10 protein-coding genes are annotated in these 12049 nt (G+C 69.8%); 7 read left to right on the top strand and 3 right to left on the bottom strand.

Translation table 11 applies throughout. The annotated features are described in order from the left end of the window. The first annotated feature begins 5 nt into the window (after window positions 1-5). From pyk to eno, 4 genes are all read left to right on the top strand, one after another. A complete protein-coding gene (gene pyk, locus BLW32_RS21975; protein WP_068741641.1) occupies window positions 6-1427 on the top strand; it encodes a pyruvate kinase in 1422 nt (473 codons plus the stop codon). A 50-nt stretch (window positions 1428-1477) separates the two neighbouring features. Beyond that, window positions 1478-2506 (top strand): class II fructose-bisphosphate aldolase, encoded by a 1029-nt coding sequence (gene fbaA, locus BLW32_RS21970; protein WP_074850772.1) that lies wholly within the window; start codon window positions 1478-1480, stop codon window positions 2504-2506. Window positions 2507-2590: 84 nt separating this feature from the next. After that, window positions 2591-3610: a type I glyceraldehyde-3-phosphate dehydrogenase gene (gene gap, locus BLW32_RS21965; protein ID WP_068742982.1), complete on the top strand. Its 1020-nt coding sequence runs from the start codon at window positions 2591-2593 to the stop codon at window positions 3608-3610. Then, window positions 3607-4893 carry a phosphopyruvate hydratase gene (gene eno, locus BLW32_RS21960; protein WP_231857447.1) on the top strand — a complete coding sequence of 429 codons (1287 nt, stop codon included), beginning with the start codon at window positions 3607-3609 and terminating at the stop codon, window positions 4891-4893. Before gap ends, eno begins: the two co-directional genes overlap by 4 nt. 16 nt (window positions 4894-4909) lie before the next feature. On the opposite strand, the gene BLW32_RS21955 is transcribed toward eno, so the two are convergent. Continuing rightward, window positions 4910-6067, bottom strand: coding sequence for an aminotransferase-like domain-containing protein (locus BLW32_RS21955; protein WP_068742981.1), 1158 nt, complete (start codon window positions 6065-6067; stop codon window positions 4910-4912). Between the two features lie 68 nt (window positions 6068-6135). Then, window positions 6136-7695, bottom strand: a complete 1560-nt coding sequence (gene glpK, locus BLW32_RS21950; RefSeq protein WP_068742980.1) for a glycerol kinase GlpK — start codon at window positions 7693-7695, stop codon at window positions 6136-6138. A 27-nt stretch (window positions 7696-7722) separates the two neighbouring features. Between glpK and BLW32_RS21945 the strand changes: the two genes are divergently transcribed. The 3 genes from BLW32_RS21945 (at window position 7723) to BLW32_RS21935 (ending at window position 11433) form a co-directional block, all read left to right on the top strand. Further along, the gene (locus tag BLW32_RS21945; protein ID WP_231857446.1) at window positions 7723-9537 is read left to right on the top strand and encodes a glycerol-3-phosphate dehydrogenase/oxidase; all 1815 of its coding nucleotides are present in this window, start codon (window positions 7723-7725) and stop codon (window positions 9535-9537) included. 107 nt (window positions 9538-9644) lie between these two features. Beyond that, on the top strand, window positions 9645-10787 hold the full coding sequence (locus BLW32_RS21940; RefSeq protein ID WP_068522349.1) for a sensor histidine kinase: 1143 nt from the start codon (window positions 9645-9647) through the stop codon (window positions 10785-10787). 1 nt (window position 10788) lies between these two features. Beyond that, window positions 10789-11433: a response regulator gene (locus tag BLW32_RS21935; protein ID WP_074850769.1), complete on the top strand. Its 645-nt coding sequence runs from the start codon at window positions 10789-10791 to the stop codon at window positions 11431-11433. A gap of 9 nt (window positions 11434-11442) precedes the next feature. Here BLW32_RS21935 and BLW32_RS21930 read toward each other — a convergent pair whose 3' ends face one another. Then, the gene (locus tag BLW32_RS21930; protein WP_068742979.1) at window positions 11443-12000 is read right to left on the bottom strand and encodes an META domain-containing protein; all 558 of its coding nucleotides are present in this window, start codon (window positions 11998-12000) and stop codon (window positions 11443-11445) included. Window positions 12001-12049: the final 49 nt, after the last annotated feature.

The following is a 12049-nucleotide window of genomic DNA, read 5'->3' as shown; positions in this document are numbered from 1 at the left end:
GTCCTGTGTCTCGTCGAACCAAGATCGTCTGCACCCTGGGCCCCGCTGTCGGAACCGATGAGAAGGTTCTTGCTCTCGTGGAGGAGGGCATGGATGTTGCGCGCCTGAATTTCAGCCACGGTGAGCACGCCGATCACGGCGTGAACTATGAGCGTGTGCGTGCCGCGTCGGATAAGACCGGCCGGGCGGTGGGGATTCTGGCTGATCTGCAGGGCCCGAAGATCCGGTTGGGCCGGTTCGCCGGTGATGGCCGCACCGTGTGGGAGACGGGGGAGACGGTGCGGATCACCGTCGATGATGTGGTGGGCACGCATGATCGGGTTTCGACCACCTATAAGGAGTTGGCGCAGGACGCTCGTCCGGGTGATCGGTTGTTGGTCGATGACGGCAAGGTCGGGCTGACGGTGACGTCGGTCGATGGCAATGACGTGGTGTGTGAGGTCACTGAGGGTGGCCCGGTGTCGAACAACAAGGGTGTGTCGCTGCCGGGGATGAACGTGTCGGTGCCGGCGTTGTCGGAGAAGGACATCGAGGATCTGGAGTTCGCGCTCGAGTTGGGTGTGGATTTCATCGCTCTGTCGTTCGTGCGGTCGCCGGCGGATATCGAGCGGGTGCATGCGGTGATGGACCGTGTGGGTCGGCGGATTCCGGTGATCGCGAAGTTGGAGAAGCCGGAGGCGATCGAGAACCTCGAGGCGGTGATCCTGGCGTTCGATGCGGTGATGGTCGCGCGTGGTGATCTCGGTGTGGAGTTGCCGCTCGAGGAGGTGCCGCTGGTGCAGAAGCGGGCGATTCAGATCGCGCGGGAGAACGCCAAGCCGGTGATCGTGGCGACGCAGATGCTGGAGTCGATGATCGAGAACAGCCGGCCGACGCGGGCGGAGGCCTCGGATGTGGCGAACGCGGTGCTCGACGGTGCGGATGCGGTGATGCTCTCCGGTGAGGTGTCGGTCGGTAAGTATCCGATCGAGACCGTGCGGACCATGGCCAAGATCGTGCAGGCCGTCGAGGACGGCGGACCGTCGGTGCCGCCACTGAACCACGTCCCGCGCACCAAGCGCGGCATCATCTCCTACGCCGCCCGCGACATCGGCGAGCGGCTCAACGCCAAGGCGCTCGTCGCGTTCACCCAGTCGGGTGACACCGTGCGGCGCCTGGCCCGCCTGCACACCCGCCTGCCGCTGCTGGCGTTCACGCCGCTGCCCGAGGTCCGCAGCCAGCTCGCCCTGTCCTGGGGGACTGAGACCTTCCTGGTGGACGGGGTGGACAGCACCGACGCCATGATCAGGCAGGTCGACCACTCGCTCGAGGGCATCGGTGGGTACTCCCGCGGTGACCAGGTGGTGATCGTGGCGGGCGCGCCCCCCGGCACCGTCGGTTCGACCAACCTGATCCACGTGCACCGGATCGGCGAAGACGACCACTGAGCGTCTGACCCCCCACTCTCCACTTCCACTCCGCTACAGAAGGACCGATCATGCCCATTGCCACCCCCGAGGCCTACCGGGAGATGCTGGACCGCGCCCGTGAGGGCGGTTACGCCTACCCGGCGATCAACTGCACGTCCAGTGAGACGATCAACGCGGCGATCAAGGGTTTCGCCGATGCGGGCAGTGACGGGATCATCCAGTTCTCCACGGGCGGCGCCGAGTTCGGTTCCGGTCTGGGGGTCAAGGACATGGTGGTCGGTGCGGTCGCGTTGGCGGAGTTCGCGCATGTGGTGGCGGCGCAGTACGACGTGACCGTCGCCCTGCACACCGATCATTGCCCGAAGGACAAGCTCGATTCGTATGTGCGGCCGCTGCTGGCGATCTCGCAGGAACGCGTCGATGCCGGCCGCAATCCGTTGTTCCAGTCGCACATGTGGGACGGGTCGGCGGTGCCGCTGGAGGAGAACCTGCAGATCGCCCAGGAGCTGCTCGCGAAGGCGAAGGCGGCGAAGATCATCCTGGAGATCGAGATCGGTGTGGTCGGTGGTGAGGAGGACGGCGTCGAGAACGAGATCAACGACAAGCTGTTCACCTCGGATGAGGATTTCGCGAAGACCGTCGATGCGCTGGGTGCGGAGGGGTATCTGCTGGCGGCGACGTTCGGCAACGTCCACGGTGTGTACAAGCCGGGGAATGTGAAGCTGCGCCCCGAGGTGTTGCGGGACGGTCAGGCGGTGGCCTCCGAGAAGCTGGGCCTGCCGGCGGGGAGCAAGCCGTTCGATTTCGTTTTCCACGGCGGGTCGGGGTCGCTGAAGTCGGAGATCGAGGACTCGCTGTCCTATGGCGTGGTGAAGATGAACGTCGACACCGACACCCAGTACGCGTTCACCCGTCCGGTCGCCGGGCACATGCTGTCGAACTACGACGGTGTCCTCAAGATCGACGGTGAGGTCGGTAACAAGAAGGTCTACGACCCCCGCTCCTACCTGAAGAAGGCCGAGACCTCGATGGCCGAGCGCGTCGTCGAGGCCTGCAACGACCTGCACTCCGCCGGCAAGTCCATCAGCGCGACGTAGCCGGGACCGGCTGCACCACAGACTCATCCCTGTCCGACGCCGCGGAGACACCGCCGAACGGACACACCCGAAAGGAACACAACCATGACCATTCGCGTAGGCATCAACGGATTCGGGCGGATCGGCCGCAACTTCTTCCGGGCCGTCGCCGCCCAGAAGGCGCTCGGCGGCGCCACCGACATCGAGATCGTCGCGGTGAACGACCTCACCGACAACGCCATGCTGGCGCACCTGCTCAAGTTCGACTCCATCCTCGGCCGCCTCGATGCGGACGTGGTCGCCGACGGCGACTCCATCCGCGTGGGTGACCAGGTCATCAAGGCCCTCGAGGTCCGCGAGGGCCCGTCGGCGCTGCCCTGGGGTGACCTCGGCGTCGACGTCGTCGTCGAATCGACCGGCATCTTCACCGCCCGCGACAAGGCGCAGGGCCACCTCGATTCCGGCGCGAAGAAGGTCGTCATCTCGGCGCCCGCGTCGGGCGAGGACATCACCATCGTGATGGGCGTCAACGACGACAAGTACGACGGCAGCCAGAACATCATCTCCAACGCCTCGTGCACCACGAACTGCCTCGGCCCGCTCGCGAAGGTCGTCAACGACGAGTTCGGCATCGTCAGCGGTCTGATGACCACCGTCCACGCCTACACGCAGGATCAGAACCTGCAGGACGGCCCGCACAAGGATCCCCGCCGCGCCCGCGCCGCCGCGATCAACATCGTGCCCACCTCGACGGGCGCCGCCAAGGCGATCGGCCTCGTCCTGCCGGAGCTCAAGGGCAAGCTCGACGGCTACGCGCTGCGCGTGCCGATCCCCACCGGCTCGGTCACCGACCTCACCGTCGAGCTGGGCAAGCGCGCCACCGCCGACGAGATCAACGCCGCGCTCAAGGCCGCAGCCGAAGGGAAGCTCAAGGGCATCCTCAAGTACTACGACGCCCCGATCGTCTCCTCCGACATCGTCACCGATCCGCACAGCTCGCTCTTCGACGCCGGCCTCACCAAGGTGATCGACGACCAGGCGAAGGTCGTCTCCTGGTACGACAACGAGTGGGGCTACAGCAACCGCCTCGTGGATCTCACCGGCCTCGTGGGGAAGTCGCTGTGACGACCGCCGGCGAGATCGTCCAGGTAGGCGCCCGCGAGATTCTCGATTCGCGTGGTAACCCCACGGTGGAGGTCGAGATCGTGCTGGCCGATGGCAGCTTCGCGCGTGCGGCGGTGCCTTCGGGTGCGTCGACCGGTGAGCATGAGGCGGTGGAGCTGCGCGATGGCGGTGACCGGTACCTCGGTAAGGGTGTGATGAAGGCTGTCGAGGGTGTGCTGGAGGTCATCGCGCCGGAGGTGATCGGCATTCCGGCTGATGAGCAGCGGGTCATCGATCAGACGCTGTTGGATCTGGATGGCACGCCGGATAAGAGCCGGCTGGGTGCGAACGCCCTGCTGGGTGTGTCTTTGGCGGCGGCGAAGGCCGCGGCGGAGTCCGCGGCGCTGCCGCTGTTCCGGTACTTGGGTGGGCCGAACGCGCACATCCTGCCGGTGCCGATGATGAACATCCTCAACGGCGGCGCGCACGCGGACAGCGGCGTCGACGTCCAGGAGTTCATGGTCGCGCCGATCGGTGCGGAGACCTTCAAGGAGTCGCTGCGGTGGGGCGCGGAGGTCTACCACGCTCTCAAGTCGGTGCTCAAGGCCAAGGGGCTGAATACGGGCTTGGGTGATGAGGGTGGTTTCGCGCCGTCGGTGGCGGGGACGCGGGAGGCGTTGGAGCTGATCTCGGAGGCGATCGGCAAGACGGGCCTGCAGCTGGGGTCGGATGTGGCGTTGGCGTTGGATGTGGCGGCGACGGAGTTCTACACCCCGCAGGGTTACAAGTTCGAGGGCAAGGTGCTTTCGGCGGCGGAGATGGGGGAGTTCTATCGGGGTCTGATCGGGGAGTTCCCGATGGTCTCGATCGAGGACCCGCTCTCGGAGGACGACTGGGAGGGCTGGGTCGACCTGACCGATGCCATCGGTGACAAGGTGCAGCTGGTCGGTGATGACCTGTTCGTGACGAACCCGGAGCGGCTCGAGGACGGCATTGCCCGGGGCGCGGCGAACGCCCTGCTGGTGAAGGTCAACCAGATCGGCACCCTGACGGAGACGTTGGATGCGGTGGCGCTGGCGCACAACAACGGTTACAAGAGCATGATGAGCCACCGCTCGGGTGAGACGGAGGACACCACCATCGCGGATCTGGCGGTCGCCGTCGGTTCGGGGCAGATCAAGACCGGTGCGCCGGCGCGGTCGGAGCGGGTGGCGAAGTACAACCAGCTGTTGCGCATCGAGGAGGAGCTCGGTGACGCCGCGCGGTACGCCGGCGACACCGCCTTCCCCCGCTACGGCGCCTGACCGGACCGCTGCGCGGTCACAGCACCGTCGACAGTCGCCGGACGGCCTCGCGGAGGTCGTCCGGTGATCCGGTCGTGAAGCACAGCCGCAGGGCGTGCCCCAGGTCGCGTTGCACCGCGAAGGCGGAGCCGGGGACGTAGGCGACGCCGGCGTCCACGGCCGCGCCGAGCGCCGCGGATGTCGCTGTGCTGTCGGTGAACTCGCCCCACAGGAACATCCCGCCCTCGGGCGTCGTCAGGCGCAGCCGGTCGCCGAACGCGTCCACGAGCGCGGCGTGCAATGCGAGGGCCCGCTCGGCGTACACCGCGCGGATGCCCGCGACGTGGCCGTCGAGCCACGCGGTGTCCGCGAGCAGCTCCGCCGTGATCGCCTGCGTCAGGCTCGAGCCGCACAGGTCGGCGCCCTGCTTGAGTCGCTCCACCAGCGCGAGAACCGTCGCGTCGCCGTGCATCCACCCGACGCGCAGCGAGGGCGCGACGATCTTCGATGCGCTCGACAGTCGCAGCACGCGATCGGAGAACGCGGCGACGGGCGGCACCGTCGCGCCGGCGAAGCGCAACCCGCCGTACGGATCGTCCTCGACGATCCAGAAGCCGAATTCGTCGGCGAGGCGGGCGAGTTCGCGCCGCCGCTCCTCGGACAGGGTGGCGCCGCCGGGATTGTGGAAGTTCGAGACGGTGTGCACGACCCGGACCCGCTCGCGCTCCAGCAGCGGGCGAAGCTCGTCGACGCGCATCCCGTCGGCGTCCATCGGCACGCCGATCACGCGGGCGCGGGTGGTGTCGAAGGCCTGGAGCGCACCGATGTACCCGGGGTCCTCGACGACGACCACGTCACCGGGGTCGAGCAGCGCCTGCGCGAGGAGCGACAGCGCCTGCTGCGAACCGTGCGTCACGACGACCGCGCCCGCGTCCCGGCCCAGCGCCGCGGACTCCCGGGCGTGCACCACGTCCCGGAGCGTGGGCGCGCCGGCGGTCACGCCGTACTGCAGCGCCGACGGTGACCGCAGCGCCGCCTCCGCCGCGTGGGCGACCCGTTCCGCGGGGAGCAGTTCCGGCGCGGGGAGGCCGCCGGCGAGCGAGATGACCCCGGGGCGCTCGGTCACGGACAACAGATCGCGGATCGCCGAGCCGCGCACGGCCCGGACGGACTGGGAACCGGTTTCCTCGGACATGCGAGCACTCTCTCAACAACCACTCCCAGTTGTCGAGATCATTATCCCACTACGTGGGTAGCAACAGGTCAGGCCCAGTTCAGTGTTCGCTCCACCGCGCGGTTCCACTCGCTGAACAGGTGCTCGCGCTCGTCGGCCGGCATCGTCGGGAGCCACCGTGCGTCCTCGGCCCAGTTGGTGCGGATCTCGTCCAGCGTCCACACGCCGGTGGCGTACCCGGCCGCGTAGGCGGCGCCGAGCGCGGTGGTCTCGATGACCCGCGGCCGGATGACGGGAACGTTCAGCACGTCGGCCTGGAACTGCATCAGGGTGTCGTTGACGACCATGCCGCCGTCGACCCGCAGCTCGGTGAGCGGAATGCCGCTGTCGCCGTTCATCGCCTCGATCACCTCGCGCGACTGGTAGGCGGTGGCCTCCAGGGCGGCCCGCGCGATGTGCCGCTTGTCGGAGAACCGCGTCAGCCCCACGATCACGCCGCGGGCGTCGGGACGCCAGCGCGGCGCGAACAGCCCCGAGAAGGCGGGCACCACGTACACGCCGCCGTTGTCGGGGACTCCGGTGGCGAGCTCCTCGATCTCGGGCGCCGCGGAGATGATGCCGAGATTGTCGCGGAGCCACTGCACCAGCGAACCGCTCACCGCGACCGAACCCTCCAGCGCGTACACGGTGGCCTCGTCGCCCAGCTTGTAGCAGACCGTCGTCAGGAGGCCGTGCTCGCTGAAGATCGGGCGTTCACCCGTGTTGAGGAGCAGGAAGTTGCCGGTGCCGTAGGTGTTCTTGGCCGAACCCTCGTCGAGCGCCGCCTGGCCGAACATCGCGGCCTGCTGATCGCCCAGGATGCCGGCGATCGGGACGCCACCGAAGACGCCGCGCTCGCGCACCGTGCCGTAGACCTCGGCGCTGGAACGGATCTCGGGCAGCATCGCCATGGGGATCCCCATCGCCGCGCAGGTGGCGGGATCCCAGGCGCCGTCCGCGAGGTTCATCAGCATCGTCCGCGAGGCGTTGGTGATGTCGGTGACGTGCAGGGGGCGGGCGGTGTCGCTGCGCTCCGTGCCGGTGCCGAAATCGTCGTCGGTGGTGAGGTTCCACACCAGCCACGAGTCGATGGTCCCGGCGCACAGCTCCCCGCGCTCGGCCCGCTCCCGCGCACCGTCGACGTGGTCGAGGATCCAGGCGATCTTGGGCCCCGAGAAGTAGGTGGAGAGAGGCAGGCCGCAGGAGGCCTTGAACCGGTCGCGATCCGGCTCTTCGAGGCCGACGGCGGCGAGCTCCTCGCACAGCGCGTCGGTGCGGGTGTCCTGCCAGACGATGGCGTTGTGGATCGGCTCGCCCGTGGCGCGGTCCCAGACGACGACTGTCTCGCGCTGGTTGGTGATGCCGACGGCCGCGATGTCGGTGGCGGTGAGGTCGGACGCCGCGAGGGCCTCCGCGCACACCAGGCGCGTGTTCACCCATATCTGCGTGGCGTCGTGCTCCACCCAGCCGCCGCGTGGGAAGATCTGGTCGTGTTCCCGTTGTTCGGAGGCCACGATGGTCCCGTGCCGATCGAAGATGATGCACCGCGTCGAGCTGGTGCCCTGATCGATTGCGGCGACGAACTGCGGGTCGCGCGATGAAAGAGCCACGACCGAATACTGACATGGTGATCACTGATGAACGCTGCCAACCCTGAAACCGCCACGACTCCGGGGACTTCCGGAGCGGCGTCCGCGGGTGTCGCGACCACCGCGTCGCTGCTGTCGCCGGAGTACCGGTCGCAGGCCTGGGACCGCCTCGGCTCGGAGGAGTTCGACGTCGTCGTGATCGGCGGCGGCATCGTCGGCGTGGGCTCCGCCCTCGACGCGGCCACCCGAGGCCTCAAGGTGGCGCTCGTGGAGGCCCGCGACTTCGCGTCGGGCACCAGCTCGCGCAGCTCGAAGATGTTCCACGGCGGGCTGCGCTATCTGGAGCAGCTCGAATTCGGCCTGGTCCGCGAGGCTCTGCACGAGCGCGAGCTCTCGCTCTCGACGCTGGCGCCGCACCTGGTCAAGCCGCTGCCCTTCCTCGCGCCGCTCACCAAGCGCGTCGTCGAGCGGCCCTACATGGCCGCCGGAATGTTCCTCTACGACACCATGGGCGGCGCCAAGTCGGTGCCCCCGCAGAAGCACCTCACCCGCGCCGGCGCCCTGCGTCTCGCGCCGGGCCTCAAGCGCGGCGCGCTGGTCGGCGGCATCCGCTACTTCGACACCGTCGTCGACGACGCCCGGCACACGATGACCGTCGCCCGGACGGCCGCGCACTACGGCGCCGTCGTCCGCACATCGACGCAGGTCGTCGACTTCCTCCGGGAGGCGGACCGGGTCTCCGGCGTGGTGGTCCGCGACAGCGAGACCGGCGCCACGACCGAGATCCGGTCCACGGTCGTCATCAACGCCACCGGCGTGTGGACCGACGAGCTGCAGGCCCTCTCGCACCAGAAGGGCCGGTTCCGGGTCCGCGCGAGCAAGGGCGTGCACATCCTGGTGCCGCGCGACCGGATCGTCAGCGACGTGGCACTGATCCTGCGCACCGAGAAGAGCGTGCTGTTCGTGATCCCGTGGGGCATCCACTGGATCATCGGCACCACCGACACCGACTGGAACCTCGACCTGGCGCACCCCGCGGCCACGGCGACGGACATCGACTACATCCTCGACCACGTCAACAAGGTGCTCATCACCGAGCTGACGCGGGAGGACATCACCGGCGTCTACGCGGGGCTGCGCCCGCTGCTGGCCGGCGAGTCCGACGAGACGTCGAAGCTGTCGCGCGAGCACGCCGTCGCCGCGATCGCGCCCGGCCTGGTCACGATCGCCGGCGGCAAGTACACCACTTACCGGGTCATGGGCTCGGACGCCGTCGACGCCGCGGAGGCCTACCTGCCGCACAAGATCCCGGCGTCCTGTACGGAGAAGGTGCCGCTCCTGGGCGCCGACGGCTACTACGCGCTGACCAACCAGACCACGTCGATCGCGCGCGAACACGACGTGCATCCCCACCGCGTGACGCACCTGCTCAACCGGTACGGCTCGCTCATCGGCGACGTGCTCGCGCTGGCCGAGGGCGACCGCAGCCTGCTGGAGCCGCTGGCGGGCGCCCCGCAGTACCTGCGGGTGGAGGCGCTGTACGCCGCGAAGGCCGAGGGTGCGCTGCACCTCGAGGACGTGCTGGCCCGCCGCACCCGGATCTCCATCGAGTACCCGGACCGCGGGCTGGAGGCGTCCGCCGAGGTCGCCGACCTCATCGCGCCCGTGCTGGGCTGGTCGGCCGCGGACATCGCGCGGGAGCTGGAGAACTACGGCGCGCGCGTGGCCGCGGAGATCGAATCGCAGGGCATGCCCGACGACGAGACGGCCGACGCCCTGCGGGCCGCTGCGCCCGAGGCGCGGGGCGAGATCCTCGAGCCCGTGCCGGTTCCCGGCGTCGAGCACAGGGCGTCCCGGCACTAGCCGTGCGCCGCCCACCCGTCCCGTCTCGGCCGAACGGCCCAGTTGTCGTCGAGGGGTTCGAACCTTCGGCGGAGGCGGCGGCGCGCGCACTACGGCAGAGTCGCGTCATGATCATGACGCGCGCGGATCGGGTCATGCTCGCCCTGGTCCTCGCGGGAGGGTGGGCGATCGGAACGACGATCTCCCTCGTCATCGACTCGACCCCGCCGTCCCTGGTCCTGAACGCGGTGGCGTCCCTGGGGGGTGCCGTCACCGTGTGGGCGGAGATCCGCGGAGCGAACGCGGCATGGTCATGGGGTGGGGCGGTGGTCGCCGCCGTGGCATTCACGGCGGCGGCCGCAGGCCCCTCCGGCACTCCGCTCTGGCTCGCCGGGGCGAGCTGGATCTTCGTCATCGTCGCCGGGATCACGGCCTCGTACGCGGACACCTCCCTCGACGGGGTCCTCGAACTCGCGGCCGGTGTCCTCGCGGTCGTCCCCATCATCCCGCTCGCGGTCGGCGACCCGAGGCTGTTGGTCCTCGCCTTCCTCCTCGCCGGCGCCGTGAACGCCGCCGTGATGTTCGGGCACCGGCACCGGACGGCGGAGCGCCGACTCGAGGAGACCCGCGCGGAGGTCCAACTGGCGGAGCGCACGGCGATGGCGCGCGAACTGCACGACGTCATCGCCCACGAGGTGACGGGGATCGTGGTGCTGGCCCAGGCCGGAATCGCCGCGGGGTCGGATGCCAGCGACACGCTCGCGCGGATCGAGCACAGCGGCGCCCGCGCCCTCGCCGACATCCGCGCCATGGTCGGGACCCTGCGGGAGCCCACCGACGTTCCGGCGCCGCTCGCCCCCTCTGCGTCGGCCTCGTTCGGCTTGCGCGCCGCGCTCGCCGAGCTCTCGCGGGACACGGCCGGGGAGCGGATCACGGTGACGGTCGACCCCGCGGCGGACGGCGAGGACGTGCCCGACCTCGTCCGGCTCGTCGCGCACCGCGTGGTCACCGAGGGAGTGACCAACGCCCGCCGGCATGCGCCGGGCGGGAGCGTGCGGATCACCGTCGGGCGGAACGCGCAGGAGATCCGGGTGGACGTGGACGACGACGGCCCGGCCGACGGAGGCGTGCCGGGCCCCGGACCGGGCGGAGGCACGGGCCTGGCGGGCCTGACGGAGCGCGCGGCCACCGTCGGGGGAGAGGTCAGTTACGGGCCCGACGGGAGCGGCTGGCGGCTCACCGCGACCCTGCCGATGCACGGGGTGCGCTGACGTGACGATCAGGGTGGTGCTGGCGGACGATCAGGAGATGGTCCGGATCGGGTTCGCGATGATCCTCGGTGCGGCGCCGGACATGGAGGTCGTGGGGCAGGCGTCCGACGGTGTCGAGGCGGTCGCGGTGATCGCCGAGACCCGCCCCGACGTGGCCCTGCTCGACATCCGGATGCCGCGCCTCGACGGCATCGAGGTGAGCAGGCGCGTCGTCGAGTCGGCGACGCGGGTCGTGATCGTCACGACCTTCGGCGAGCCCGACTACGTCGACGCGGCGCTCGGCGCTGGCGCCTCGGGCTTCCTGCTCAAGGACGCCGGCCCGGACCTGCTCATCGCCGCGGTGCGCGCCGCCGCCACCGGCGACGCCCTGATCAGCCCGGAACTGACCGTCGACCTGCTGGCACGGAGCCGGGCGTCAGGCCGCCGCGACGCCGCGGCCGCGGCCACCCTCGCGGAATTGACGGCGCGCGAGCGGGAGGTGGCGCAGTGCGTGGCCCGGGGCCGCACCAACGCCGAGATCGCCGACGAGCTGGTGATCAGTCTGGGCACGGTCAAGACGCACCTCGGGGCGATCACCCGCCGGCTCGGGGCCCGCAACCGGGTCGAGGTCGCCGCGGCGATGTGGGCCGCCGGCGAGATGGACTGACGCCGCCGATCAGCGGACGACCGGCGTCCCCGGCACGGTGGTGCTCGTCGACGGGGCGGTCGACGCCGAGGGAGTGGCGCTCGGGGTGGGGGCGGCGCTCGACGAGGCGCCCGCAGGGGTCAGGACGAACGTCCACGCCCGGTTGTTGTCGGGGTCGGTGAGCACCAGCTCGGTACCGTTGCGCGACCAGATCCGTTCGCCCTTGAGCGCCTCGCTGATCGCGGTCTGCGTGCCCTTGGGGTCCGTGCAGTAGCGCTGCGTGGCCGCGAGGCCGGCACCGAAGTCCACGCGGTCCGCGGTGGCCAGCGACGTCGCGGTGCCGGTGAGGGTGTTGCACGAATCGTTGCCCGTGATGTTCGAGCCGCGGACCCAGAACCAGGCCGTCGGATCGGACTTGAGCCGCCACTGCGAGCCCACGAGCGCGGGCTTCGACGGTGCCGACGACGCGGCCGGTGCGCCGCTGGTCGAGGTGGCCGGATCGGCGCCGGCGGAGGCGGCGCATCCGGCCGTGAGGACCGCGGCACCCGCGAGCAGCGGAAGGGCGAGGGAGGCGGTATTACGCATCATGAATGCGATTATGCCGCCTCACCCGCCCCTTGCGCACCTTCAGTTACAC

This window comes from Tsukamurella tyrosinosolvens (assembly GCF_900104775.1).
Lineage (GTDB): Bacteria > Actinomycetota > Actinomycetes > Mycobacteriales > Mycobacteriaceae > Tsukamurella > Tsukamurella tyrosinosolvens.
This window is presented reverse-complemented; position numbering and strand designations above follow the sequence as displayed.